This window comes from Pseudonocardia sp. ICBG601 (assembly GCF_020496245.1).
The window spans coordinates 1-25,400 of sequence record NZ_JAHLJA010000068.1 but is presented as its reverse complement, the minus strand read 5'-3'; the positions used below and the strand labels follow the sequence as shown (position 1 = coordinate 25,400).

Here is a 25,400-nt window from a genome sequence, read left to right as displayed (position 1 = left end):
CGTCCGCGCCGGTCGCGCCGGGGAAGCCCCCGATCGCGCGAGCCGGACCCGACAGCGAGGGGTACGCGTGCAACCCGGTCAGCCCGACATGCAGATGATCCTGCAGCAGGCCCAGAAGATGCAGCAGCAGCTCCAGCAGGCGCAGGCCGAGCTCGCGACCGCCGAGGTCACCGGCCAGGCCGGGAACGGGCTCGTCGAGGTCACCGTCACCGCGGGTCTGGAGCCGCGCTCGGTGCGGATCGATCCGAAGGTCGTCGACCCCGACGACGTCGAGACCCTGCAGGACCTCGTCGCCGGCGCGCTCGCCGACGCGGTCCGCCGTGCGCAGGAGCTGCAGCAGGAGAAGATGGGCCCGCTCGCCGGCGGCCTCGACATGGGCGGCCTGGGCCTCCCGGGCGCCTGAGGTGTTCGAAGGACCGGTCCAGGACCTGATCGACGAGCTGGGACGCCTGCCCGGGGTCGGTCCGAAGAGCGCCCAGCGCATCGCGTTCCACCTGCTCGCCGCGGACCCGGCCGACATCAACCGGCTCCAGGAGGTCCTGCAGACGGTCAAGCAGGGCGTCGCGTTCTGCGACGTGTGCGGCAACGTCGCGTCGGACACCCGCTGCCGCTACTGCTCCGACGCGCGACGCGACCCGACGCTGGTGTGCGTGGTCGAGGAGCCCAAGGACGTCCTGGCCGTCGAGCGGACCCGGGAGTTCAAGGGCCGCTACCACGTGCTCGGCGGTGCGCTCGACCCGCTGGCCGGGATCGGCCCGGACAGCCTGCGGATCCGTGAGCTGCTCGCCCGCCTCGGCGGCACCGGTCCGGCGACCGACGAGACCGAGATCTCCGAGGTCATCATCGCGACCGACCCCAACACCGAGGGTGAGGCCACCGCGACCTACCTGGTGCGGCTGCTGCGCGACTTCCCCGGCCTGAGCGTCACGCGGCTCGCGTCCGGCCTGCCGATGGGCGGCGACCTGGAGTTCGCCGACGAGATGACGCTCGGCCGCGCGCTCGCCGGCCGACGGGCCCTGTAGACCCGGACACGGAACGGCCGGTCCGTACCGGGCGCGACGCCCCGGTCGTGACCGGCCACCCGGCGCAGCAACCCCCCGCCGCTGCGCCTCCTTCCTGGTGAGATCCCGACTGCGGAGCCTCGGTCGGGCTGATGCTCCTTCGGCAAGCCTCAGCGGGGCTGATGCTCCTTCGGTAAGCCTCAGTCGGTGTCCTCGTCGCCCCACGCGTCCACGTGGTGCGACCGGCCGTGGAGCTGGCGCTGCCTGCGCTCCCACTCCCGGCGGCGCTGCTCGGCGATCCGACGCCACGCCTCGCTCTGGCGCCGGTCGGTCACCCCGATCACGATCGCCGAGAGGACCAGCGTGACCAGCCCGGCCAGGGCCACCGCCACCAGCGCGATCACGGCGACCACCGCCCGGTACGGGCGCGGTGGTACGTGCCTGTGTGCGGCACCTGCGTCCTGCGGATCATGTCCATCTCCCTTCGTGTGTCGCGGTCGGTCCGTGGTCCCCGTCCGCCACGGTCGGTGTGGCTGCCGTCACGTCCGGGTGATGCCAGCATGCCCGACGGAGCGCTCCCGTGCAATTGCAGACTCGGGGAATTGCACGGAGCTGTAGATTGCACGGCGGGACCGGGGAGGGGTGCGAGGTGGAGCAGGAGCCGACCGGCGCACGACGACGGCTGGGTGCCGAGCTGCGCCGGCTGCGCGTCAACGCCGGGCTGAAGCTGGCGGACGCCGCGGCCGGGGTGGGCTGCTCGGCGTCGAAGATCAGCAGGCTGGAGAACGGCAAGGGGGTGCCGCGCCCGGCCGACGTCGCCGCGCTGGTCGAGGTCTACGGCGGGGTCGCCGGGGTCGAGGCGGAGATGCTCGAGCGGCTGGTCACCGAGAGCCGCACCCGTGGCTGGTGGGAGCCGTTCACCGAGGGCCTGCGCACCGACCCGCACTTCCTGCCGTCGCCGGGTCGCTACGCGGCCGCCGAGACCGACGCGACCGCCGTCGCCGCGTTCGACCTGACCGTGCTGCACGGGCTGCTCCAGGCGCCCGCCTACGCCCACGCCGCGCTGCGCGCTCGGCTCCCGGGTCGCCCGGACTGGGAGATCGACCAGCTCGTGCGGCTGCGCGGTCGTCGCCACGAGGCGCTCACCGCGACACCGCCGCTGGTGCTCGACGTGGTCGTCGACGAGGCCGTGCTCGTCCGCGCGACCGGCGGTCCCGCGGTGATGGCCGAGCAGCTCGACCGGCTGCTCACGCTGTCGGAGCTGCCCGACGTGACGCTGCGTGTACTCCCGTTCGACGCCGGGCCGCAGCGCGCCCACGCCGGCCGCTTCGCGATCCTGACCGTCCCCGACGCACTCGGACCCGACGTCGTCCACACCGAGGGGCACGCAGGGGAGTCGTTCCTGGAATCGCCCACCGACCTGCGCACCTACCGTGAGGTCTTCGCCGAGGTCCGGGCCGCCGCGCTCGACGAGGACGCCTCACGGGATGCGGTCGCGAACCACCGGGACGCGCACCGGACGGCCGTCGTCGAGGGGCCGGGCGAACGGGACGTGCGTACCAGTTCGTAGCACTATCGTGACGCAAGGGTCTACCGGTTGGTAACGGACCGCTATAGGTTTCCCCGTCATCAGGTGTCCTCACGCGCACATCGGGTGGACACCTCTGCCTACGAGGGGACCGGAATGCGCAGACGGTGGATGACGGCGGTCATGGCGGGCGTGCTCGCAGTGGGCATGACCGCCTGCGCGAGCTCGGAGCGCGGAGCGGGCGGCGACGCCGCAGGGGGGACGTTCGTCTTCGGTGCCGCCGGCGCGCCGAAGAACTTCGACCCGATCTTCAACGACGACGGCGAGAGCTTCCGCCCGGCGCGGCAGATGTTCGACACGCTGATCACCTACAAGCCGGGGATCACCGAGCTCGAGCCCGGCCTGGCCACCGAGTGGAAGTCCACTCCGGACGGCAAGACCTGGACGTTCACCCTCCGCGAGGGCGTCACGTTCCACGACGGCACGCCGTTCGACGCGACCGCGGTCTGCGCGAACTTCGACCGCTGGTTCAACATGAAGGGCGCCGCGGCCCAGAGCCAGATGATCTACTACGGCGACGTCTTCGAGGGCTTCGCCAAGAACGAGGGTGACGCCTCGGGCGCACCGCTCTACAAGTCCTGCACGGCGCAGAGCCCGAACACCGCCGTCCTGACACTGAACAAGTTCAAGGGCGCGTTCCCGGCCGCCTTCGGCCTCACGTCGTTCTCGATCTCCAGCCCGACGGCGCTCAAGCAGTACGACGCCGATGCCGTCACCCAGAGCGGTGACTCCTTCACCTACCCCGCCTACGCGAACGAGCACCCGACGGGCACCGGGCCGTTCAAGTTCGAGAGCTTCGACAAGGCGAACAACACGATCACCCTGGTCCGCAACGACCAGTACTGGGGCGAGAAGGCCAAGCTCGACCGGCTCATCTTCAAGATCATCCCGGACGAGAACGCCCGTAAGCAGGAGCTGGCCGCCGGCACCATCGACGGCTACGACTACCCGTCGCCCGCGGACTACCAGACCCTGAAGGACCAGGGCGACCAGGTGCTGATCCGCCAGCCGTTCTCGCTGCTCTACATGGGCATCAACACGAAGAACAACCCCAAGCTCAAGGACCTTCGGGTCCGTCAGGCGCTCGCCTACGCGATCGACCGCGAGTCGCTGGTCCGCACGAAGATGCCGGAGGGTTCCGCGGTCGCGAAGGAGTTCGTGCCGCCGACCGTCGCGGGCTACGCCGACGACGTCACCGAGTACCCGTACGACCCGGAGAAGGCCAAGCAGCTGCTCGCCGAGGCCGGCGCGCAGAACCTGACGCTGAACTTCTACTACCCGACCGAGATCACCCGCCCCTACATGCCGAACCCGGCGGACCTGTTCTCGGCGATGTCGGCGAACCTGAAGGCCGTCGGCATCACGGTCAACCCGGTCGCGCGGCCGTGGAACGGCGGCTACAAGGACGACGTCCAGAAGGCCGGCAAGCACGACCTACACCTGCTCGGCTGGACCGGCGACTACAACGACGCCGGCAACTTCGTCGGCACGTTCTTCGGCCGGGAGAAGGCCGAGTTCGGGCCGCAGGACCCGGCGATGTTCGCCGAGCTGGCCAAGGCCGACGCCATCCCGGACCCGGCCGGCCACGCCGCGGCGTACCAGCAGGCCAACAAGGACATCATGGCCAAGTACCTGCCGGCCGTGCCGATCCTGACCACCGGACCGGCGATCGTCGTCGGACCGAACGTGCAGGGCCTCGTCCCGTCGCCGCTGACCGACGAGCGCTTCGTCTCCGTCAGCAAGAACTGACCGTGCCCCGGGCGCCGCGGAGACCCCGCGGCGCCCGGCCGCGTGTCCCGCCTCCCACCACTGAGGACATCCACGCATGCTGCGCTTCGTCGCGCGCCGCCTGCTCCAGGTCGTCCCGACGCTGCTCATCCTGTCCGTGCTGTTGTTCGCCTGGCTGCGCTCGCTGCCCGGTGGACCGGCCGGTGCGCTGCTCGGAGACAAGGCGCGACCCCGGAGTCGATCGCCGCACTCAACAAGACGCTGGGCCTGGACCAACCCATCCCGATCCAGTACCTGCACTACCTCGGCCGGGCGCTGACCGGCGACTTCGGCGCCTCCCTCGTCACCGGAGACCCGGTGATCACCGAGCTCGGCCGCGCGCTGCCGGGCACGATCGAGCTCTCCCTGGCGGCGCTGCTGCTCGCCGTCGCCCTCGGGATCCCGCTCGGCTACCTCGCCGCCCGCCACCGCGGCGGGATCTGGGACAACCTGACCATCGTCGGAACGCTGGTCGGCGTCGCCGTGCCGGTGTTCTTCCTCGGCTACGTGCTCAAGCAGTTCCTGGCCGTCGACCTCGGCCTGTTCCCGCCGTCCGGGCTGCAGTCGACCGGCATCGACGCCACCTCGGTGACCGGCTTCCCCACCCTCGACGGCCTGCTCACCCGCGAGTTCGACGCCAGCTGGGACTCGCTGATGCACCTCGTGCTGCCGGCCGTCACGCTGGCGACGATCCCGCTCGCCGTCATCGTGCGGATCACCCGGGCCTCGGTGCTCGACGTGCTGGAGTCCGACTTCGTCCGCACCGCCAACGCCAAGGGCCTCGCGCCGGGCACCGTCCGCGGCCGGCACGTCCTGCGCAACGCGTTGCTGCCGGTCTCCACGACGATCGGCCTGCAGACCGGCCTGCTCCTCGCCGGCGCGGTGCTGACCGAGAAGGTGTTCAACCGGCCCGGCATCGGCACCCTGATCGCCGAGGGCATCGAGCGTCGCGACTACCCGCGGCTGCAGGCCGTGGTGCTGCTCGGCGCACTGATCTACGTGCTGGTCAACCTGCTCGTCGACCTGTCCTACGCCGTGATCGACCCGAGGGTGAGGCTGCGATGAGCGCACCGACCACCTGGGCGCAACGGCGCAGGGACCGGATCGACGACACCGCGGGCCGCAGCCTGTCTGCCGACGCGCTGCGCCGGCTGCGTCGCAGCCCCACCGCGATCGTCGGCGCGGTGATCATCGGGCTGTTCGTGCTGGTCTCGGTGTTCGCGCCGCTGCTGGCCCCGCACGACCCGGCCCAGGCCTTCCCGCAGTTGCTCGACCAGCTGCGTCCCGGCTCGATCCCCGGACCGCAGCCCGGCTTCCCGCTCGGCAGCGACCAGAACGGCCGCGACGAGTTCTCCCGGATGATCCTGGCGTCGCGCCAGACCCTGCTGGTCGGCGTGCTCGCCACCGTGTTCGGGCTCGCGGTGGGTCTGGTCATCGGCGTGCTCGCCGGGGCCTTCGGCGGCTGGATCGACACCGTCCTCATGCGGGTCACCGACGTGCTCCTGTCGATCCCGTCGCTGCTGCTCGCCATCTCGGTCGCGGCGCTGGCCGCCCGGCCCAGCCAGACCACGGTCATCATCGCCGTCGCGCTGGTGAACGTGCCGATCTTCGCGCGGCTGCTGCGCGGATCGATGCTCGCCCAGCGCGACTCCGACCACGTCCTCGCGGCCACCGCGCTCGGGGTGAAGCGACGGGCGGTGGTGCTGCGGCACATGCTGCCCAACGCGATCGGCCCGGTGATCGTCCAGGCCACGCTGACCCTGGCGACGGCGATCCTGGACGCGGCCGCGCTCTCCTTCCTCGGCCTCGGCGACGCCGACCCGGCCCGCGCGGAGTGGGGCCTGATGCTCGCCTCCGCACAGCCCTACCTCGACGTCCGGCCCGGGCTGGCGGTCTACCCGGCGATCGCGATCATCGTCGTCGCGCTCGGGTTCACGCTGCTCGGCGAGTCGCTGCGCGAGGCCATCGACCCCAAGGGACGCCGATGAACCCCCGGCTGTCCGTCGAGGACCTGTCCGTGCGCTTCGTGCGCCGGGGCGAGGCCGACGTCGTCGCCGTCGACGGGGTGTCGTTCGACGTGCGCCCCGGTGAGGTCGTCGGCCTGGTCGGCGAGTCCGGCTGCGGCAAGTCCGTGACCTCACTGGCGATCATGGGGCTGCTCCCGGGGCGGACCCCCCGGGTGGGCGGCTCCGTGACGTTCGACGACGGGACCGGCAGCCCGACCGACCTGCTCACCCTGTCCGACGCGCAGCTGCGCGAGCGGCGCGGTCACGACATCGGGATGGTCTTCCAGGACCCGCTGTCGTCGCTGAACCCGGTCGTGTCGGTGGGCGTCCAGATCACCGAGGCGCTCACCCGGCACCGCGGGATGGGGAAGGACGAGGCCCGCCGCGAGGCCGTCTCCCTGCTGGAGCGCGTCGGCATCCCCGACCCGGCCGACGGGTGTCGGCCTACCCGCACCAGATGTCGGGCGGGATGCGCCAGCGCGCGCTGATCGCGATCGCGCTGGCCTGCCGGCCGAAAGCTGCTCATCGCCGACGAGCCGACCACCGCCCTCGACGTCACCATCCAGGCCCAGATCCTGGAGCTGCTGCGCGAGCTCGTCGCCGAGACGGGGACGGCGCTGATCATGATCACGCACGACCTCGGCGTCGTCGCGGGGCTCTGCGACCGGGTCAACGTGCTCTACGGCGGCCGGGTCGTGGAACGCGCGGAGCGGCACGCGCTGTTCGGCGGTCCGCGGCATCCGTACACCTCCGGGCTGATCCGGTCGATCCCGCGGCTGGACTCCGACCCCGCCGCGGAGCTGCCCGCGATCACCGGGTCGGTGTCGGACAACCTGCCCTGGGACCACGCCTGCGCCTTCGCGCCGCGCTGCCCGCGGGCGCTGGAGACCTGCACCTCGGTCACCCCGGCTGCCGACGACGCGGCGGGCCGGCTGCTGCGCTGCCACAACCCCGAGCCGATCGGAGCGACGGCATGAGCCCCCTGCTGGAGGTCGAGGACCTGCAGGTCCACTTCCGATCACCCGGGGTGTGCTGGTGCAGCGCACGGTCGGGCACGTCAAGGCCGTCGACGGGCGTCTCGCTGCGGATCGAGCGCGGCGAGACCTACGGCCTGGTCGGTGAGTCCCGGCTGCGCAAGTCGACCCTCGGGCGGGCGATCCTCAAGCTCACCGAGCCGACCGCGGGCACGGTGTCCTTCGACGGCACCGACGTCGCCGCGCTCACCGGGGAGCCGCTGCGCCGGATGCGCCGCCGGTTCCAGATGGTGTTCCAGGACCCGATGTCCAGCCTGGACCCGCGCCAGTCGGTCGGGTCGCTGCTGCGCGAGGGGCTGGCCCGCGCACGGGATCGCGGCCGGGTCGGACCGGCTCGCCGAGCTGATGCGTGCGGTCGGGCTGCCCGAGGCGGCCCTGCGCCGCTACCCGCACGAGTTCTCCGGCGGGCAGCGCCAGCGCATCGGGATCGCCCGGGCGCTGTGTGTGGAGCCCGACCTGGTCGTCGCCGACGAGCCGGTGTCCGCGCTGGACGTGTCGGTGCAGGCCCAGGTGCTCAACCTGCTGCGCTCGCTGCAGCGTGAGTGGGTCTGACCTACCTGGTCATCGCGCACGACCTGGCCGTCGTGCGGCACGTGTCGGACCGGGTCGGGGTGATGTACTCTCGGGTCGATCGTGGAGGAGGCGCCGGCCCGCGCGCTCTACGACGGCCCGCTGCACCCCTACACCCGGGCGCTGCTCTCGGCGGTGCCCCAGCCGGACCCGACGGTGGAGGACACCCGCGAGCGGATCCTGCTGTCCGGGGACCTGCCGTCGCCGGCCGCGCCGCCCGCCGGGTGCCGGTTCCACACCCGCTGCCCGTGGCGTCAGGAGGACCGGTGCTCCACCGAGCGCCCGCAGCTCCGGACGCTCGACGGCGACACCACCGGGCACCGGGTCGCCTGCCACCACGCCGAGGCCATCCGCGACGGGGTCATCACCCGCACGAGGTGACCGCGGAGGAGGCCGACGCCGCCGTCGGCCCGGGCAGCGCCCGGAGGTACCCGGCCAGCAGATCACCCTCGGCGACGCGATCGGCCGCTGACCGGCCCACCGGTCACCCGTGACCGGGCCGTCCGTACGAGAGGTCGTACGGACGGCCCGTTCGCGCGGCGTGGTGGAGGCGTCAGCGCAGGGCGCGGTTGATCGCGCTCACGACGCCCTTGAGGCTGGCGCTGGTGATCGAGCTGTCGATCCCGACGCCCCAGAACACCTTCTCCTCGACGGCGCACTCGACGTAGGCCGCGGCGCGGGCGTCGTCACCGCCGCCCATCGCGTGCTCGTGGTAGTCGAGGACCCGGACGTCGAACCCGATCCCGGCCAGCGCGTCCACGAACGCCGCGATCGGCCCGTTCCCCGAGCCGGCGATCTCGTGCAGGTCGGACTCGACGCGCACCGTCGCCACGATCTCGTCGCGGCCCTCGCCGTCGCTGTGGACGCGGTGGCGCACCAGCTTGAGCGGGGTCTCGCGGCCCAGGTACTCGACGTCGAACGCGTCGCGCATCGCCTTGGGCTCGACCTCGCCGCCCTCGGTGTCGGTGAAGGCCTGGATGACGTGGCTGAACTCGATCTGCAGCCGTCGCGGCAGGTCGAGCTGGTGCTCGGTCTTCATGATGTAGGCGATGCCGCCCTTGCCGGACTGGCTGTTGACCCGGATGACGGCCTCGTAGGTGCGGCCGATGTCCTTCGGGTCCACGGGCAGGTACGGGACCTCCCAGGTGTGGTCGGCGACGGGGTGCCCGGCCTCGGCGGCGTCGGCCTCCATCGCGGCGAAGCCCTTGTTGATCGCGTCCTGGTGGGAGCCGGAGAACGCGGTGTAGACCAGGTCGCCGCCCCACGGGTGGCGCTCGTGCACCGGCAGCTGGTTGCAGTACTCGACGGTGCGGCGGATCTCGTCGATGTCGGAGAAGTCGATCTGCGGGTCGACGCCCTGGGTGAACATGTTCATGCCCAGCGCGACCAGGTCGACGTTGCCGGTGCGCTCGCCGTTGCCGAACAGGCAGCCCTCGATGCGGTCGGCGCCGGCCTGGTAGCCGAGCTCGGCGGCGGCGATGCCGGTACCGCGGTCGTTGTGCGGGTGCAGCGACAGGATCAGCGCGTCGCGCCGGGCCAGGTTGCGGTGCATCCACTCGATGGAGTCCGCGTAGACGTTCGGCGTCGCCATCTCGACGGTGGCCGGCAGGTTGACGATCATCGGGTGCTCGGGCGTCGGCTGCCAGATCGCGCTCACCGCGTTGGTGATCTCGACGGCGTACTCCAGCTCGGTGCCGGTGTAGGACTCCGGCGAGTACTGGAAGGTCCAGTCGGTCGCCGGGTACTTCTCGGCGAACTTCGCGACCTCCTCCGCGCCGTCGGTGGCGATCTTGGTGATGCCCGCGCGGTCGGAGCGGAAGACGACCCGGCGCTGCAGGATCGAGGTCGAGTTGTAGAGGTGGACGATCGCCGAGTGCGCGCCCTCGCAGGCCTCGAAGGTCCGCTGGATCAGCTCCGGCCGGGCCTGGGTCAGGACCTGGATCTGCACGTCGGACGGGATCGCCTCGTCCTCGATGATCTCGCGGACGAAGTCGAAGTCGGTCTGGCTCGCCGCCGGGAAGCCGACCTCGATCTGCTTGTAGCCCATGCGTACCAGCAGGTCGAACATGCGCCGCTTGCGCAGCGGGCTCATCGGGTCGATCAGCGCCTGGTTGCCGTCACGCAGGTCGACCGCGCACCACAGCGGCGCGGTGTCGATGACCTTGTCCGGCCACGTGCGGTCCGGCAGCGAGACCGGCTCGACCAGCTGATGGAACGGCTTGTACCGGTGCACCGGCATCTGCGAGCCGCGCTGGCGGTTCCAGGCCGGCTGGGTCGCGTGCGGCGCGCCCTCGGGGGTGCGGACGTTGCTGCGGGCGCGGGCCTCGTAGGCGTCGGGAGAGGTGGTCACGGGAACTGCTCCTGATGTCGGACGGTCGTGGCGACCGGCGGACACGCGAAACCCCGCGACGAGGGGCCGGTCGGTTCAGACCCCGCCGCGGCGGCGAAGGAGCAGGCGCGCCATGCCCCCACCGTAGACCCGACCCCCCGTTGCACGGCAACCCGCTGTCCCGGACCGGTGTTGGTGTCACCCGGACGACGGCACGCAACGAAGTGATCACAACCGAGAGCGTTCTTCCTCGTTGTGGGGGCAGTGAGGGCACGGCGGTGCGACCATGACGCCGTCGGAGACAAAGGGGTGTGTGATGGCGGCAACCGTGGGTACGACCGTGCGGCAGGGCGTGGGCATCATCGCGACGATCGTGCGGATCGTGGGCCTGGTGATCGTGGCCATCCTGGTCGCGCACATCGTGCTGACCCTGCTCGACGCCAACCCGGCGAACTTCCTCACCGAGTACATCTCGTCGTGGGCGGCCCAGCTGAACCTCGGCCTCGGTGACCTGTTCACCCCGGCCCAGCCGAAGATGGCCGTCACGCTGAACTACGGGGTCGCGGCGATCCTCTGGCTGATCATCACCACGGTCGTCGTCAGGCTGCTGCGCCGCGTCTGAGGACCGTCCGCTCCGCCAGCCGGGTGAGCGCCTTCGGGAAGATCTCGGCCGGCGGGGTGACGAGCCCGGCCCCGACCTGCCCGACGCCCGCGACCCGTCCGGCCATCCCCGTGTTGATCTGCGGGAGGATGCCCGTCCGGCAGACCCGGGTGACGTCGATGCCGCTGGGGACCCCGGCGAACTCCAGGATCGGGACGGTCCACCGCCGGCTCTCCCCGAGCGTGATCTCGCGCATCCGGCGGGTGGTGGCCAGTGCGTCCGGCACGGTCCCGCCGACGAACCGCACGATCGCCGGGGCGGTCGCCATGGCGAAGCCACCGATCCCGGCCGTCTCGGTGATCGCCGAGTCGCCGATGTCGGGGTTGGCGTCGGCCGGGCCGTAGTCGCCCAGGAACAGGCCGTCGGCCAGCTGGGCCGGGCCGGTGAACCACTCGTCGCCGGTGCCGGAGACCTGGATGCCGAAGTCGGTTCCGTTGCGCGCCATCGCCACCACCATGGTGGAGCCGTCGACGTCCCGGGCGGCGTCCAGGGCCAGCTTGCACGCGGGCATGGCGAGGTTCAGGAAGAAGTGGTCGTTGCCCCCGACGAACCGCAGCGCCTCCGCGACGTCGGTGCTCGGGACGCCGGCGGCGGCCGCCGTCGCGACGAGGTCCGGGCCCAGGTCCCGCAGCAGCATCAGGGTCCCCGCCCGGTTGCGGTTGTGCGCCTCGTCGCCCATCTGCAGCATCTGGGTCAGCACGCCGGTCACGTCGACCGGCTCACCCGCGTCCCGCCGCGCCCGGACGGCGCCGCGCAGCAGCGGGTCCAGCACGTCGCCCATCCAGCGCAGCCGCCGGATCACCTCAGGGCCGTACGCGCCGTAGCGCAGGACCTTGCCCAGCCCCTCGTTCAGCGAGCAGTGGGCACGGCGGCCGGTGGCCGGGTCCTCGAGCACGAACATCCACATGCCCGGGGTGACGACGCCGGCCATCGGGCCGACCGCCCCGCGGTGGTGGCACGGCTCCAGCGAGACCGAGGAGCCCGACGCGAACAGCGCCGCGGCGTCCTCCGGGTCGGTGACCAGGCCCTCCAGCGCGGCGCCGCCCATCAGGGCGCCGCGGAGCGGGCCTGACGCGCGCTCCCAGGTGATCGGTGGCCCGGCGTGCAGGAACTCTCCCGGGGTGAGGCCGAGGACCTCCGAGGCCGGGGCGACGTCGACGAGCGTCGCGGTGACGTCGAGCATCGCGGCGAGGGCGCGGTCGTTCGCCGCCCGGCGCAGCGGGTCGGTGGCGACGGTCGCCAGATCGGCCGCGGTGCCGTCCATCGGCGGGCGCCAGTCGACCCGGGTGACCGGGACCGCCTGGTCGGCGGCGGCGTCGGCGAGCAGGTCGGTGCCGGTGCTCACCAGCGAGGGGTGGTCATCGGGCGGCTCCGGTCGTCGTGTCGGCGGGAAGGAGTGCGAGTGCCCGGCGCGTGGCGCCGGCGTGCGAGAGGTGGACCTCCGCGCCGGCCGCGACCAGCGCGTCGATCTGCGCGGCCAGGTCCTGCGGGTCGGCGCCGGTCCCGACGACCGAGACGACGGCCGGCACCCGGGACCCGGCGACCGCGGGGGCCAGCACGGAGGCCGGGTCCGGCTCGGCGCCGTGCCCCAGCACCACGTCGAGCAGGACGACGGCGGTCTCCGGGTCGGCCAGCGCGGCCGCGAGGTGCTCCAGGCGCACCGTCGGGTCGATCATCGGGTGGGCGCGGCCACGGGTCCACTCGTCGTCGCCGAAGTCGACGAAGGTGTGGCCGGCCCGGGCAGCGTCCTCGCCCGCGATCTGCGCGGACTCGGTGGCGAGCGTGCCGCCGACGAACAGGCCGCGCAGCCGGTGCCCGCCGGACGCCGGCCGCGCGGTGCCGTGCACCGGCCAGTCCGGGACGGGTCGGCCCAGCCGCACCAGGGCGGCCTCGGTCGCCGCGGTCAGGTCGGGCCTGCCCGGCCCGAGCAGCGCGTACTCGACCGGCGTCGTGAGCGTCGCGACCAGCCGGTCGATCCGTTCGGCGACCTCGGCGGCGGGGGGCTTGGACACCAGCACGATCAGCTCGACGGCCGGGTCCGCGTCGAGGCGGCGCAGGGCCTCCCGGGTGGCGAGGCCGCCGACCGGCGCGGACAGGTCCCGCCCGCCGACGCCGAGCGCGGCGCGCACACCGACCCCGGCGTGGTCGAGCAGCGCCATCACCTGCTGGCACCCGGTCCCGGACGCGGCGACGAGTCCCACCGGGCCGGGCTCGACGACGTTGGCGAACCCCAGGCCGAGCCCGTCCAGCACGGCCGTCCCGCAGTCCGGGCCCATGACCAGCAGGGATCGCTGCGCGGCGGCCTGCTTGAGCGCCACCTCCTGCTCCACCGGCACGTTGTCGCTGAAGATCATGACGTCGCTGCCGGCGTCGAGGGCGTCCATCGCCTCGACGGTGGCGTGCGGCCCGGGCACCGACACGAGCACGACCGAGCCCGGTGCCCTGTCCAGCGCCGTGGCGGTGGTGCGCGGCGGCGCGACCGCACCGGCCCCGCCGCCGTCCGGCGCCGGGCGAGCCGCCTCGGCGAGCGCGCGGTCGACACCTGCCACGGCGGCGGGCAACGCGTCGTCACCGGTCAGGTGCAGGGCGACGACCAGGTCGTTCGCGCCGGTCCCGGCGGGGACGGAGAACCCCATGCCGGTCAGGACGTCGACGTTGAGCGGGGTGGCCATGGCGACCTGCGCGGCGACCACCCCGTCGAGCTGCTGGGCGGTGCGGCTGACCCGGAGCAGCGTGACCGAGTCGGCGTAGGCGCCGGGCCGGACCTCGACGTGCGTCGTCGTCATGCGGCGACTCCTTCGGTGTGCAGGGCGGACAGGGCGAGCGCGGCGCCGTGGACCATCGCGGCCCCGGAGGTGTGCCCGACGGCGTCGAGCGCGGCGCGGGCCGCGGGCTCGGCCAACGTGCCGAGTGCGGTGACCAGCGCGGCGAACTGGGGCACGACCTCGCCGCGCAGGGCACACCGCAGGAGCTCGGCGGACAGCAGCGTGGTGCGGTGCAGGTGGGCCAGGACGACGGCGTCCACCTCGGGGGTGGCGACGCCGGCGGCCCGGTGCAGGGCGAGCCAGCCGCACAGGACGTCGTCGCCGAGCGGAGTGAGCCCCTCGCCGCGTCCGACGAGCCCGGCGACGGCGGCCGGGGTCACCTCGGCCGGCAGGCCGGGGGCCGGCCGGAGCCCGGTGCGGGGCAGCGGGGACCGCGCGGGCACCCGGGTGTCGACCAGCCGCCGGACGACGACCGGCTCGTCGTCGAGGTGCAGGACCCCGCCGTGCACGGCGGCGGTGCCGACGGCGAGCGAGGGGAGCCGGGACCGCAGTCCGCAGGGCACCGGCACCGCGTCCGCGCCGAGGCCGCCGACGCAGGTCTCGCGACCGTCGTCGTGGACGGCGAGGTAGACGGCGTCGGACCCGCGGTGCACGACCCGGACCGGGCCGTCCGCGGCCCGCCGCAGCAGGTCACGGACCCGGACGGGTGCGCTGACTCCGATCACGGACCGAAACTAGCCTGGGCAGCAGCGTCCGCCGATGTTAACTTGTGCCACTTTCGGACCGAAGGGGCGGCAACAGTTGCTGACGGAGGAGACCGGGGACCCGGAGTTCCCGGCCCGCGAGGCGCTGGCCCGGCTCGACGCGCTGCACACCGGGCTCACCCGGATCGCGCTGGAGGGCGGGGACCTCGCGGGGATCGCGGCCGAGGTCGGGCGGGTGCTCGACGTGGGCGTCGCGGTCACCTCCACCGACGGGCGGGAGCGGGCGTCGGCGCTGTCGGAGGACCAGCTCCGGATGCTGACCGAGCACGACCTCGTCGACCCGACGGGCCGGCTGCGCGTCGAGCGGATGGGGATCGACGGTGTCCCGGTCGCGGGCGGGGAGGCCCGCACCCTGCGGGTCGCGGCCGGTGGGCAGAACCTCGCCCGGCTGGTCTGCGTGCGCCTGACCGCCCGGCTCGCCCCGGACGACGTACAGGCGCTGGAGCGCGCCGCCGCGGTGGCCGCGCTGCTGATCACCCGCGAGGAGGCGGTCACCGCCGTCGAGACCAAGTACCAGGGCGACTTCCTGCGGGACCTGCTGCTGCGCCGCACCGCCGACCCCGCCTACGTCGCCGAGCACGCGGACACCCTCGGCTGGGACCTGCGCCGCCCGATGGTCGTGCTGACCGCCGAGCTCGACCCGATCGACGCGCGGGTCCCGGCCGAGCAGTGGCGCGCCTGGCAGAAGCGGTTCTCGGCGGGGTGGCGCCAGGTCTGCTCCGGGCTGGGGGAGGGCATCCCCACCGTCGACTTCTCCTCCGAGGTCGTGACCCTGCTGCCGGTCGACGCGGACCCCGGTCCGCCCCCGGCCGCGACATCGTGCGGCGGGCCGTCACCGCGGTCGCCGGGGACAAGGGCGGCGGGCGACGGCAGTTCTCGGCAGGGGTCAGCCGCCCGGTGCCCGACATCGACGCCCTGCCCGGTGCCTATGCCCAGGCACGGCGGGCGGTCGAGGTGGGCCGCCGGATCTCCGGGGGCGGCAGCACGACGTTCTTCGACCAGCTCGGCCTGCACCGGCTGCTCGCGCTCGTCCCGGACCCGGCGGAGCTGGACTCCTTCGTCCGCGACGCGCTGGGCCCGCTCGCCGAGGCCACCACCGAGGCCGCCGAGCTGCGCGAGACCCTGCAGGTCCTGCTCGACACGAACTTCACCGTGGCCGAGGCGGCCCGGGTGCAGTTCTTCCACTACAACACGATGCGCTACCCGCGTCGCCAAGCTGGAACGGCTCCTCGGTCCGTTGTCGACGGACCCGAACCTGCGGCTCGACGTCGCCGTCGCGCTGCAGGCGCTGCGCATCGTCGGCCGACCGGGCGGAACGTGAACGACATCCAGCGGAAACCGCACGGCCCGACGCATGCAGGCATCGTGCTGGCGTCATCAATTCGTGCCAGTGGATCCACCGATCAATCGGCAGTAGTAGCCGTCGAGGTGCGACCTGGGTCTCATTAGCTTGAGTCGGGTCTCCGGTGCCGTGTGAAGGGATCGCCATGTCGATGTTCAGGTGGGAAGTGGTCGATCCGGGGCCGGGGGAGGCGGTCGCACCCCGCCAGCGGCTCCCCTGGGGGAAGACGGTCGGGCTGGGGATGCAGCACGTCGTCGCGATGTTCGGGGCGACCTTCGTGTTCCCCGTGGTGATGGGGCTGGACCCCAACCTCGCGATCCTGTTCTCGGGCCTGTGCACCGTCCTGTTCCTGGTCGTCTGCAAGAACATGGTGCCCAGCTACCTCGGCACCAGCGCCGCCTTCGTCGGCGGGGTCGCGGCGATCCGGGCGGCCGGCGGCGACTCCGCCGCCGTGACCGGGGCGATCATGGTCTCCGGCCTGGTGCTGCTCGCGATCGGTGTGTTCGTGCACGTCGCGGGCGCCCGGCTCGTGCACCGGGTGCTCCCGCCCGCGGTGACCGGTGCGGTCGTCATGCTGATCGGGTTCAACCTGGCCCCGGTCGTCGCGTCGGTGTACTGGCCGGTGGACCAGTGGACCGCGCTGCTCACCGCGACGTTCCTGGTCTGCGCCGCCGTGCTGTTCCGCGGGTTCTGGGGACGGATCGCGGTGTTCCTCGCGCTCGTCTTCGGGTTCGTGCTCTCCTGGCTGCTCGACCTCCTGAGCGGCCCGATCACCTCCTGCGGCGGTACGGACTGCACCCCGGAGCCGCACTCGCGCGTCTCCTTCGAGGGCCTGGCCGACGCCGCCTGGTTCGGCCTGCCCAGCGGGACCCTGGACGACGGCGTCCCGGCCGTGCACGCGCCCAGCTTCTCGCTGATGTTCGTGCTGCTGGTGCTCCCCGGCGTCATCGCGCTGGTCGCCGAGAACCTGGGGCACGTCAAGGCGGTCGCCGAGATGACCGGCGACGACCTCGACCCCCTACCTGGGCCGGGCGCTGGGCGCCGACGGCGCCGCCACCACCGCGCTGGCCAGCCTGTTCGGCGGGTCCCCGACCACGACCTACGCCGAGAACATCGGCGTCATGGGTGCGACCAGGGTGTACTCCACCGCGGCCTACTACGTCGCGGCCGCCGTGGCGATCCTGCTCGGACTGTGCCCCAAGTTCGGCGTGCTGGTCGGGGCGATCCCCGGCGGCGTGCTCGGCGGGATCACGCTCGTGCTCTACGGGATGATCGCGCTGGTCGGCGCGCCAAGATCTGGGTGGAGAACGGGGTGGACTTCGGCGAGCCCCGCAACCTCGTCGGCCTCGCGGCGGGCATGGTCGCCGGCATCGGCGGCGTCGCGCTGGACCTGGGCAACGGGTTCGAGCTGGGCGGCATCGCGCTCGGCACCATCCTGGTGATCGTCTACTTCCACGCCGTCGTGCGCTGCGCGACCGCCGGTCCGGGACGACCGGCCCGTCCGGGACGCCACGCCGGGACGATGGTGACCAGGGTCGACGACGGGGAGGCGAAGGACAGCCCGTGAAGCCCGCACCCTTCGACTACGTCCGCCCGACGGACCTGGCCGGGGCCGTCGCCGCGCTCGCGGCGCCGGACTCGAAGGTGCTGGCCGGTGGACAGAGTCTCGTGCCGCTGCTGTCCATGCGGCTGGCCGCACCGTCCCTGGTCGTCGACATCAACGGCGTACCCGGCCTGGACACGATCACCGAGGTCGAGGGGGGTGTCCGGGTCGGCGCGCTGGCCCGGCACACCGCGGTCCTGGAGTCACCGTTGCTCGCCAGGCTCCAGCCGCTGGTGCCTGCCGCGCTGGCCCACGTCGCGCACCCCACGATCCGCAACCGCGGCACGACCGTCGGGTCCCTCGTGCACGCCGACGCCGCCGCCGAGATGCCGGTGGTGCTGCGGCTGCTGGAGGGGTCGCTCGACGTCGAGGGGCCCGCCGGGCGCCGCACGATCGGAGCGCGTGAGCTGTTCGTCGGCCCGCTGGAGTCGGCGGTCGGCCCGGACGAGATCGCCGTCTCGGCGTTCTTCCCCGCCCTGCCGGCGGGCGCGGGCGTCGCCTTCGACGAGGTCGCCCGCCGGCACGGCGACTACGCCCTGGTCGGTGCGGGGGCGGTCGTCGACGGCGACCGGGTCCGGGTCGGCTACCTGTCGGTGAGCGACGTCCCGGTGGTCGTCGACCTGACCGGTGTGGCCCCGGCCGACCGGGCCGACGCCGCCCTCGACCACCTGGACCCGACCACCGACATCCACGCCACGGCGGCCTACCGGAGACAGCTGGTCCGGGTCCTGACCGACCGGGTGGTGGCCGCGGCGACCCGGAACGCGACCGCGCAGGGAGGCGGGCGATGAGCGAGACGCTCCACGACATCCGGCTGACGGTGAACGGCGTCGTCCACGACCTGCGGGTCCCGGCACGGCGGCTGCTGTCCGACGCGCTGCGCCACGACCTCGGCCTGACCGGCACCCACGTCGGCTGCGAGCACGGGGTCTGCGGGGCCTGCACGATCCTGCTCGACGGCGAGCCGGCACGGGCCTGTCTGATGCTCGCCGTCGCCGCGCAGTCCTGGGCGATCACCACCGTCGAGGGGCTGGCCGAGCCGGACGGGTCGTTGTCCCCGGTGCAGCAGGCCTTCGCGGAGTGCCACGGTCTGCAGTGCGGCTTCTGCACCCCCGGCTTCCTGACGACGATCACCGCCGGGCTGCGCCGCGACCCCTGCCCCACCCACGAGCGGGCCCGCGACATGATCGGCGGGAACCTCTGCCGCTGCACCGGCTACCAGAACATCGTCACGGCGGTCGAGCGGTCCGCCGAGATCGGGGCCGCCCGGTGACCACCAAGCTCATGGGCCAGCGCGTCCAGCGGGTCGAGGACCAGCGCTTCCTGCGCGGCGGCGGCCGCTACCTCGACGACGTCGACCCCGGACCCGGCGTGCTGCACGCCGCGGTGCTGCGCTCCCCGCACGCGCACGCCCGCATCCGCGACATCGACGTGTCCGGCGTCCTCGACGTGCCGGGCTTGCACGCGGTCTACACCCACGACGACCTGACCGGCCCGATGGCGGAGCCGCTGCCCGTGCTCATCCCGCACCCCGCGCTGACCCACGGCCGCACCCAGTTCGCGCTGGCCCGCGACGAGGTCAACCACGTCGGGGAGGCGGTCGCGTTCGTCGTCGCCGAGGACCGCTACCTCGCCGAGGACGCTGTCGACCGGATCGTCGTCGACTACGAGGTGCTGCCCGCCGTCGTCGGGGTCGCGGCGGCCCGCGCGGCCGAGCGGCTCGTGCACGACGACGTGCCCGGCAACGTCGGCGCCCGGCTGGAGCAGGCCGTCGGCGACGCCCCGGCCGCCATCGCCGCGGCGCCACACCGCCTGGAGCTGGACCTGGAGATCGAGCGCAGCGCGTGCATGCCGCTGGAGGGCCGCGGCACCGTCGCCCGCTGGGACCCCGCCCTCGGCCGGCTCGTCCTGTGGACCTCCACCCAGAGCTCCACCGGGGTCCGCGCCGCCGTCGCGACGCGGCTGGGCCTGGACATCGGGCGGGTCGACGTGATCACCCCGGACGTCGGCGGCGGCTTCGGCGTCAAGATCGTCCACCCGTGGCCGGAGGAGCTGCTGGTCCCGATGGCCGCCCGCGCCCTGGGCAGGCCGGTGAAGTTCGTGGAGGACCGGCGCGAGCACTTCGTCTCCTCCGCCCACGAGCGCGGCCAGGTCCAGCACGTCGAGGTCGGCTTCGACGACGACGGCAGGCTGCTCGGCCTCGACGTCGAGTTCTGGCACGACCACGGCGCCTACACCCCGTACGGCCTGATCGTCCCGATCATCACCTCGACCCAGCTGCTCGGCCCGTACAAGCCGGGCGCCTACCGGGTCGCCTTCTCCTCGCTCTACACCAACACCGTGATCGTGACGCCGTACCGCGGCGCCGGGCGCCCCAGGGCTGCTTCGCCATGGAGCGCACGATGGACGCGATCGCGGGCTACCTGGGCCGCGACCGCGCCGAGGTCCGCGCGGTGAACTTCATCCACCCGCACGAGTTCCCCTACGACCACGGCCTGATCTTCCAGGACGGCAGGCCGCTGGAGTACGACTCCGGCGACTACCCGGCCCTGCTGGAGAAGCTGCGCACGCTGATCGACTGGGACGGGTTCGCGGCCTTCCGCCGCGACTGCGCCGAGCAGGGCCGGACCGTCGGGATCGGGCTGGCCTGCTACGTCGAGGGCACCGGCGTCGGCCCCTACGAGGGTGCGCACGTGCACGTCGCGACGACCGGCCGGGTCACGGTCGCGACCGGGCTCACCACCCAGGGCCAGAGCCACGAGACCGCGTTCGCCCAGATCGTCGCCGACGAGCTGGGGGTGCGGTTCTCCGACGTCGAGGTCGTCACCGGCGACACCCGGCGGATGCCCTACGCGGTCGGCACGTTCGCCTCCCGGGCCGCGGTCATGTCCGGCTCGGCGGTCCTCAAGGCCGCCCGGCGGACGAAGGAGAAGGCCCTGCGGCTGGCCGCCGACGCGCTCGAGGCCGACGTCGCGGACCTGGAGATCGTCGACGGCGTGGTGGGGGTGCGGGGCACCGAGCGGTCGATCCCGCTGGGCACGTTGTCGGTGCTGTCCAACCCGCTGCGCTACGCCTTCGACGAGGCCTCGAAGGCCGCCACCCAGTTCTCGGTCGGGGACACGGACGCGTTGCCGGTCCCCGACGGGGAACAACCGGGTCTGGAGGGCACCGACTTCCACAGCACGCCGCGGGCGACCTACGCCTCCGGGATGCACGCCGCGATCGTCGAGACCGACCCGGACACCGCCGAGATCCGGATCCTGCGCTACGCCGTCGTCCACGACTGCGGCCACCTGATCAACCCGATGGTCGTCGAGGGACAGATCCACGGCGGCGTCGCCCAGGGCGTCGGCGGCGCGCTGTACGAGCGGATGGCCTACGACGAGTCCGGCCAGCTGCTCAACGCGTCCTTCATGGACTTCCTGATGCCGTACGTGTCCGAGGTCCCCGACGGGATCGAGATCGACCACCTGGAGACGCCCTCGCCGCTCAACCCCCTCGGGATCAAGGGGGCGGGCGAGGCGGGTGTCATCCCGGTCTCGGCGGTGATCGCCGCCGCGGTCGAGGACGCCGAGGGCTTCCCGGTCACCGCGATGCCGATCTCGCCGTCGGACCTGTTCAGCCTGCGTGAGGAGCACCGCTCGTGAAGATCAGTGGCAGCAACGTCGTCGAGCACCCGGTCGAGCGGGTCTGGGAGGCGCTGCTCGACCCCCGGGTGCTGGTCGCGACCATTCCCGGCTGCGAACGGCTGGAGCCGACCGGCGAGAACGCCTACGCGATGACGGTGACCGCCGGGGTCGCCGCGATCAGGGGCACCTACACCGGCAGCTGCGCGCTGTCGAAGCTGGAACCGCACGAGTCGCTGGTCATGACCCTGAACGGGGCGGGTGGGCCGGGCACGGTCGACGCCGTCGTCGACGTCACCTTCGACGACCTCGGCGCGGGCGGCACCCGGATCGGCTACACCGCCGACGCGACGGTCGGCGGTATGGTCGGCGGCGTCGGCCAGCGGATGCTCGCCAGCGTGTCCACCCGGATGGCGGACCGGTTCTTCGACGCCGTCGGCGCGGCGATCGGCGCAGGTGGTGCGGGTGCCGTGCCCCCTGTGCCCGCCGTCCCCGGGCCTGCCGTAGCGGTGGCGGAGCCGGCACCGCTCGTCGGCGCTCCGGCCTACGCCGAGCCGGTGACGGGCGCGCAGGTGTTCACGTCCGCGTCCGCCGCCGGGGGCCCGGGCAGCGGTGAGCTCACCCGCGGCATCGGGATCGGCGCGGCCGTCGCGCTGCTGGGCGTGCTGGTCGGCGCCGTGATCGGGCGTCGCCGGTGAGCGCCGACATCACGGTCGCGACCCCGGCCCGCGAGCAGGCCGCCGCGGTCCGGGCCAAGGAGATCTCCGCCCGCGAGCTGCTCGACCTGCACCTGGAGCGGATCGCGCTGCGCAACCCGCGGCTCAACGCGATCGTCTCCCTCGACGAGGAACGCGCCAGGGCCGGGGCCGAGGCCGCCGACCGCGCACTGGCCGCCGGGGCGGAGCCCGGTCCGCTGCACGGGCTGCCGTTCGCGTTCAAGGACACCCACGCCGTCGCCGGCTGGCGGACCACGTACGGCTCCCCGCTGTTCGCCGAGCACGTCCCGGACACCGACGAGCTGCTGGTGGAGCGGGTGCGGGCGGCCGGTGCGGTGACGATCGGCAAGACCAACGTCCCCGAGTTCGCGGCCGGTTCGCACACCTTCAACCGGGTGTTCGGCACCACGCTCAACCCGCACGACCCGACCCGGTCCGCCGGCGGGTCCTCGGGCGGGGCGGCGTGCGCGCTGGCGACCGGGATGGTGCCGCTGGCCGAGGGCTCGGACATGGGCGGCTCGCTGCGCAACCCGGCGTCGTTCTGCGGGGTCGTCGGACTGCGGCCGTCCTGGGGGCGGGTGCCGGAGTGGCCGTCGGCGAACATGTGGGAGCCCACCTCGACCGGTGGGCCGATGGCCCGCACCGTCGACGACCTGGCGCTGCTGCTGTCGGTGCTGGCCGGGCCGGACCCGCGGGCGCCGCATGCGCTCGGCGACCCCGGCGCGGCCTTCGGGGCACCGGTCGTCCCGGCGTCGCTCGCCGGGCTGCGGGTGGGGTTGTCCGCAGACCTGGACGGGGCTTTCGCCGTCGACCGGAGCGTCCGGGCGGTCGTCGAGGCGGCCGGGGTGGCGCTGGCCGGGGCCGGCGCGGCGGTGACCGGCTCGATCCCGGACCTCACGGGCGCCGACGAGTGCTTCCGCACCCTGCGTGCGTGGCACTTCCAGGCCCGGTTCGGTCTGCAGCTGGCCGTGCACCCGACCGAGTTCAAGTCCTCGCTGGCAGCGAACATCCGGGCGGGGGAGTCGCTGACCGGCGCGGACGTCGCCGTCGCGTTCCAGCGGCGCACCACGCTGGCGCACCGGATGCGGGAGTACTTCGCCGACCACGACGTGCTGGTGCTGCCGGTGTCGCAGGTCCCGCCGTTCCCTGCCGACCGGGAGTTCCCGGACACCGTCGACGGGATGCCGATGGACTCCTACCTGGACTGGATGCGTTCGGCCTACCTGATCACCGTGACCGGCTGCCCCGCCGTCTCGGTGCCGTTCGGGACCACCCCCGACGGGCTCCCGGTGGGTGTCCAGATCGTGGCCCGCCACGGCGCCGACCGGTACCTCCTGGAGGTCGCGGCCGCGGTCGAGGCACTGGCGAAGAGTGCCACTCGAACGGCGCTTTGACGGCAGAAGTCGCCATGTCCCACCGCTCGGTCGGTGAGTTCAATCGACACTACCGACCCCAGGCAGGAAGGACCCCGATGAGCCGGCGCATCCGGATCGGCATCGACACCGGTGGCACGTTCACCGACGTCGTCGCCTTCGACGAAGGGTCGGGCGAGCTCGTCACGACCAAGACGCCCTCCACCCCGGCCAACCCGGCGGACGGCTTTCTCGCCGGCATCGACAAGGTCCTGGAGCTGCTGGGTGCGGGCCAGAGGAGCGCAGGCGGAACGAGCATCAGAACAGCCGCCGACATCGAGGCCGTCAGCCACGGCACGACCGTCGCCACCAACCTCCTGCTCGAGGGGAAGGTCGGCCGGCTCGGTTTCGTGACCACCGCCGGCTACGAGGCCATGCTGGAGATCGCCCGCCAGTCGGTGCCGGACGGCTACGGCAACTCCTACTTCTGGGTCAAGCCGAACCGGATCGTGCCCCGCGACCTGGTCCGCGGGGTGGAGGGCCGGCTCGACTTCACCGGCGCCGAGGTCCGCCCGTTCGACGAGGCCGGGGCCCGCGCGACCGCCCGCTGGTTCCGCGACCACGGCGTCGACACCCTGGGCGTCTGCTTCCTGCACGCCTACGCCGACCCCACCCACGAGCAGCGGATGCGGGAGGTCCTCGCCGAGGAGCACCCGGCCGCCGTCGTGTCGCTGTCCAGCGAGGTCCTGCGCGAGTACCGCGAGTTCGAGCGGGCCACGACGGTCCTCGTCGACGCCGCGGTGAAGCCGCGGCTGTCGGCCTACGTCGCCAACATCACCGAGCGGCTCACCGAGTACGACGGCCGCGCGATCCCGTTCTACGTCATGAAGTCCAACGGCGGCGTCCTGTCCGCCGACGAGGTCGTCCACCAGCCGATCACGACCGTTCTGTCCGGGCCCGCCGCCGGGGCGCTCGGCGCCGCGTTGATCGCGCAGGAGGCCGGCTACGACAAGGTCCTCACCTCCGACGGCGGCGGCACCTCCACCGACGTCAGCGTCGTCATCGGGGGCGAGCCGACGCTCACCACCGAGGGCACGGTCGGGCGGTTCCCGTCCAAGATCCCGATGATCGACGTCGTGACCGTCGGCGCCGGCGGTGGCTCGATCGCCTGGATCTCCCCGGAGGGCACCCTCAAGGTCGGCCCGCACTCGGCCGGCGCCGACCCCGGTCCGCTCTGCTACGGCAGGGGCGGCACCGAGGTGACCGTCACCGACGCGCACGTCGTCCTCGGCCGCATCCCCCCGCACCTGCTCGGCGGGGAGATCCCGCTCGACGTCGCCGCCGCCCGCGCTGGCGTCGAGCGCCTCGCCAAGGAGCTCGACCTGACCCCGGAGGCCTGCGCCGCCGGCGTCCTGGAGATCTCCGCCTGGAACCAGGCCAACGCGCTGCGCCAGGTCACCGTCAAGCGCGGCCTCGACGTGCGCGACTTCGCCCTCACCACCTTCGGAGGGTCCGGCTCCCTGCTGCTGTGCCGGCTCGTCGACGTGCTCGGCGTCCCGACCGTCCTGGTCCCGCCGAACCCCGGCAACGTGTCCGCGTTCGGCCTGCTCACCGTGGACGTGAAGAACGACTACGTGCAGACCCACGTCGCGCTGGCCGACGGGCTCGACCCGGCCGAGGTCTCCCGCGTCGTCGACGACCTCACCGCGCAGGCCGCGGCCGCGCTGGACCGGGAGGGGTTCCCGGCCGCGCAGCACGCCTTCGTCCGCACCGCCGACCTGCGCTACTTCGGGCAGGCCTTCGAGGTGCGCGTCCCGGTGCCGGACGGACCCGTCACCCGGACACCCTGGCCGCGGTCGCCGACGCCTTCCACGCCGCGCACCGGGCCCTCTACGGCTACGACTTCGCGGGCGACCCCGGCCAGCAGGTCGAGTGGGTCAACCTCCGCGTCTCGGGCATCGGCCCGATCCGCCGCCGGGAGATCGCCACCCACGACCTCGTCGCCGACCCGGTCGTCGCCGCGGCGGGCCGGCGCCCGGTCTGCTTCGACGCCGCGCAGGGCTACCTCGACACCCCGGTGTACCGGCGGACCGACCTCGTCCCCGGCGCGGTCGTCGACGGCCCGGCCATCGTCGAGGAGTTCGGCTCCACCGTCCCGCTGCACCCGGGCTTCACCGCCCGCGTCGACAGCCGCCTGAACATCATCGTGACCCGGAGGGCCGCCCAGTGACCCCAGCGAACCCCAGCGACGACGGCGGCGACCGAGCGCCCGGCCG

20 protein-coding genes and 5 pseudogenes are annotated in these 25,400 nt (G+C 73.2%); 20 read left to right on the top strand and 5 right to left on the bottom strand.

Annotated features, from left to right (window positions below; translation table 11 throughout):
- The first annotated feature begins 88 nt into the window (after window positions 1-88).
- Window positions 89-403 carry a YbaB/EbfC family nucleoid-associated protein gene (locus KPL57_RS20695; protein ID WP_020624775.1) on the top strand — a complete coding sequence of 105 codons (315 nt, stop codon included), beginning with the start codon at window positions 89-91 and terminating at the stop codon, window positions 401-403.
- A 1-nt stretch (window position 404) separates the two neighbouring features.
- Window positions 405-1,022: a recombination mediator RecR gene (gene recR, locus KPL57_RS20690; RefSeq protein ID WP_020624774.1), complete on the top strand. Its 618-nt coding sequence runs from the start codon at window positions 405-407 to the stop codon at window positions 1,020-1,022.
- Between the two features lie 179 nt (window positions 1,023-1,201).
- Here the strand turns inward: recR and KPL57_RS20685 are convergent, their stop codons facing one another.
- Window positions 1,202-1,405 (bottom strand): hypothetical protein, encoded by a 204-nt coding sequence (locus KPL57_RS20685; protein WP_226352832.1) that lies wholly within the window; start codon window positions 1,403-1,405, stop codon window positions 1,202-1,204.
- Between the two features lie 245 nt (window positions 1,406-1,650).
- Between KPL57_RS20685 and KPL57_RS20680 the strand changes: the two genes are divergently transcribed.
- From KPL57_RS20680 to KPL57_RS20655, 6 genes and pseudogenes are all read left to right on the top strand, one after another.
- Complete coding sequence (locus KPL57_RS20680) at window positions 1,651-2,571, top strand: helix-turn-helix transcriptional regulator (protein ID WP_226352831.1); 921 nt, start codon at window positions 1,651-1,653, stop codon at window positions 2,569-2,571.
- Window positions 2,572-2,700: 129 nt separating this feature from the next.
- Entirely contained in the window at window positions 2,701-4,338 is a 1,638-nt protein-coding gene (locus tag KPL57_RS20675) for an ABC transporter substrate-binding protein (protein ID WP_226352830.1), read from the top strand.
- A 76-nt stretch (window positions 4,339-4,414) separates the two neighbouring features.
- Window positions 4,415-5,421: pseudogene (locus KPL57_RS20670) on the top strand (ABC transporter permease).
- Window positions 5,418-6,344: an ABC transporter permease gene (locus KPL57_RS20665; RefSeq protein ID WP_020623366.1), complete on the top strand. Its 927-nt coding sequence runs from the start codon at window positions 5,418-5,420 to the stop codon at window positions 6,342-6,344. The pseudogene KPL57_RS20670 and the gene KPL57_RS20665 overlap by 4 nt, the downstream one beginning before the upstream one ends.
- Window positions 6,341-7,339, top strand: a pseudogene (locus KPL57_RS20660) (ABC transporter ATP-binding protein). Before KPL57_RS20665 ends, KPL57_RS20660 begins: the two are co-directional and overlap by 4 nt.
- A pseudogene (locus tag KPL57_RS20655) lies at window positions 7,336-8,460 on the top strand (ABC transporter ATP-binding protein). Before KPL57_RS20660 ends, KPL57_RS20655 begins: the two co-directional pseudogenes overlap by 4 nt.
- Window positions 8,461-8,519: 59 nt before the next feature.
- On the opposite strand, the gene leuA reads toward KPL57_RS20655, so the two are convergent.
- Entirely contained in the window at window positions 8,520-10,316 is a 1,797-nt protein-coding gene (gene leuA / locus KPL57_RS20650; RefSeq protein ID WP_075308866.1) for a 2-isopropylmalate synthase, read from the bottom strand.
- Between the two features lie 295 nt (window positions 10,317-10,611).
- Between leuA and KPL57_RS20645 the strand changes: the two genes are divergently transcribed.
- Complete coding sequence (locus KPL57_RS20645) at window positions 10,612-10,917, top strand: hypothetical protein (RefSeq protein ID WP_075308864.1); 306 nt, start codon at window positions 10,612-10,614, stop codon at window positions 10,915-10,917.
- On the opposite strand, the gene KPL57_RS20640 is transcribed toward KPL57_RS20645, so the two are convergent.
- Genes KPL57_RS20640 through KPL57_RS69980 form a run of 3 tightly spaced genes read right to left on the bottom strand, consistent with a single transcriptional unit; the run spans window position 10,895 to window position 14,446 of the window.
- On the bottom strand, window positions 10,895-12,301 hold the full coding sequence (locus tag KPL57_RS20640; RefSeq protein WP_226352829.1) for a DUF1116 domain-containing protein: 1,407 nt from the start codon (window positions 12,299-12,301) through the stop codon (window positions 10,895-10,897). The genes KPL57_RS20645 and KPL57_RS20640 overlap by 23 nt on opposite strands.
- Before the next feature lie 13 nt (window positions 12,302-12,314).
- Window positions 12,315-13,742, bottom strand: coding sequence for an FdrA family protein (locus KPL57_RS20635; protein ID WP_226352828.1), 1,428 nt, complete (start codon window positions 13,740-13,742; stop codon window positions 12,315-12,317).
- Complete coding sequence (locus KPL57_RS69980; RefSeq protein WP_226352827.1) at window positions 13,739-14,446, bottom strand: DUF2877 domain-containing protein; 708 nt, start codon at window positions 14,444-14,446, stop codon at window positions 13,739-13,741. Before KPL57_RS69980 ends, KPL57_RS20635 begins: the two co-directional genes overlap by 4 nt.
- A 76-nt stretch (window positions 14,447-14,522) precedes the next feature.
- On the opposite strand from KPL57_RS69980, the gene KPL57_RS66945 reads away from it, so the two are divergent.
- The 11 genes and pseudogenes from KPL57_RS66945 to KPL57_RS69965 all read left to right on the top strand — a co-directional run bounded on the left by KPL57_RS66945 (window position 14,523) and on the right by KPL57_RS69965 (window position 25,354).
- On the top strand, window positions 14,523-15,806 hold the full coding sequence (locus KPL57_RS66945) for a hypothetical protein (RefSeq protein ID WP_264198352.1): 1,284 nt from the start codon (window positions 14,523-14,525) through the stop codon (window positions 15,804-15,806).
- 166 nt (window positions 15,807-15,972) lie between these two features.
- Window positions 15,973-17,269, top strand: a pseudogene (locus tag KPL57_RS69975) (uracil-xanthine permease family protein).
- Complete coding sequence (locus tag KPL57_RS72440) at window positions 17,185-17,394, top strand: hypothetical protein (protein WP_374203759.1); 210 nt, start codon at window positions 17,185-17,187, stop codon at window positions 17,392-17,394. The pseudogene KPL57_RS69975 and the gene KPL57_RS72440 overlap by 85 nt, the downstream one beginning before the upstream one ends.
- The gene (locus KPL57_RS20610) at window positions 17,391-18,221 is read left to right on the top strand and encodes a xanthine dehydrogenase family protein subunit M (RefSeq protein WP_226352824.1); all 831 of its coding nucleotides are present in this window, start codon (window positions 17,391-17,393) and stop codon (window positions 18,219-18,221) included. The genes KPL57_RS72440 and KPL57_RS20610 overlap by 4 nt, the downstream gene beginning before the upstream one ends.
- Window positions 18,218-18,703 (top strand): (2Fe-2S)-binding protein, encoded by a 486-nt coding sequence (locus KPL57_RS20605; protein ID WP_226352823.1) that lies wholly within the window; start codon window positions 18,218-18,220, stop codon window positions 18,701-18,703. Before KPL57_RS20610 ends, KPL57_RS20605 begins: the two co-directional genes overlap by 4 nt.
- A complete protein-coding gene (locus KPL57_RS66940) occupies window positions 18,700-19,887 on the top strand; it encodes a molybdopterin cofactor-binding domain-containing protein (protein WP_308252951.1) in 1,188 nt (395 codons plus the stop codon). The genes KPL57_RS20605 and KPL57_RS66940 overlap by 4 nt, the downstream gene beginning before the upstream one ends.
- Window positions 19,833-21,077, top strand: coding sequence for a molybdopterin cofactor-binding domain-containing protein (locus tag KPL57_RS66935; protein ID WP_264198351.1), 1,245 nt, complete (start codon window positions 19,833-19,835; stop codon window positions 21,075-21,077). Before KPL57_RS66940 ends, KPL57_RS66935 begins: the two co-directional genes overlap by 55 nt.
- Window positions 21,074-21,754 carry a carbon monoxide dehydrogenase subunit G gene (locus KPL57_RS20595; protein ID WP_226352822.1) on the top strand — a complete coding sequence of 227 codons (681 nt, stop codon included), beginning with the start codon at window positions 21,074-21,076 and terminating at the stop codon, window positions 21,752-21,754. The genes KPL57_RS66935 and KPL57_RS20595 overlap by 4 nt, the downstream gene beginning before the upstream one ends.
- On the top strand, window positions 21,751-23,166 hold the full coding sequence (locus KPL57_RS20590; RefSeq protein ID WP_226352821.1) for an amidase: 1,416 nt from the start codon (window positions 21,751-21,753) through the stop codon (window positions 23,164-23,166). Before KPL57_RS20595 ends, KPL57_RS20590 begins: the two co-directional genes overlap by 4 nt.
- 14 nt (window positions 23,167-23,180) lie before the next feature.
- A pseudogene (locus KPL57_RS20585) lies at window positions 23,181-24,695 on the top strand (hydantoinase/oxoprolinase family protein); the annotation flags it as partial.
- Window positions 24,653-25,354: a hypothetical protein gene (locus KPL57_RS69965; RefSeq protein WP_226352849.1), complete on the top strand. Its 702-nt coding sequence runs from the start codon at window positions 24,653-24,655 to the stop codon at window positions 25,352-25,354. The pseudogene KPL57_RS20585 and the gene KPL57_RS69965, both read left to right, overlap by 43 nt.
- Window positions 25,355-25,400: the final 46 nt, after the last annotated feature.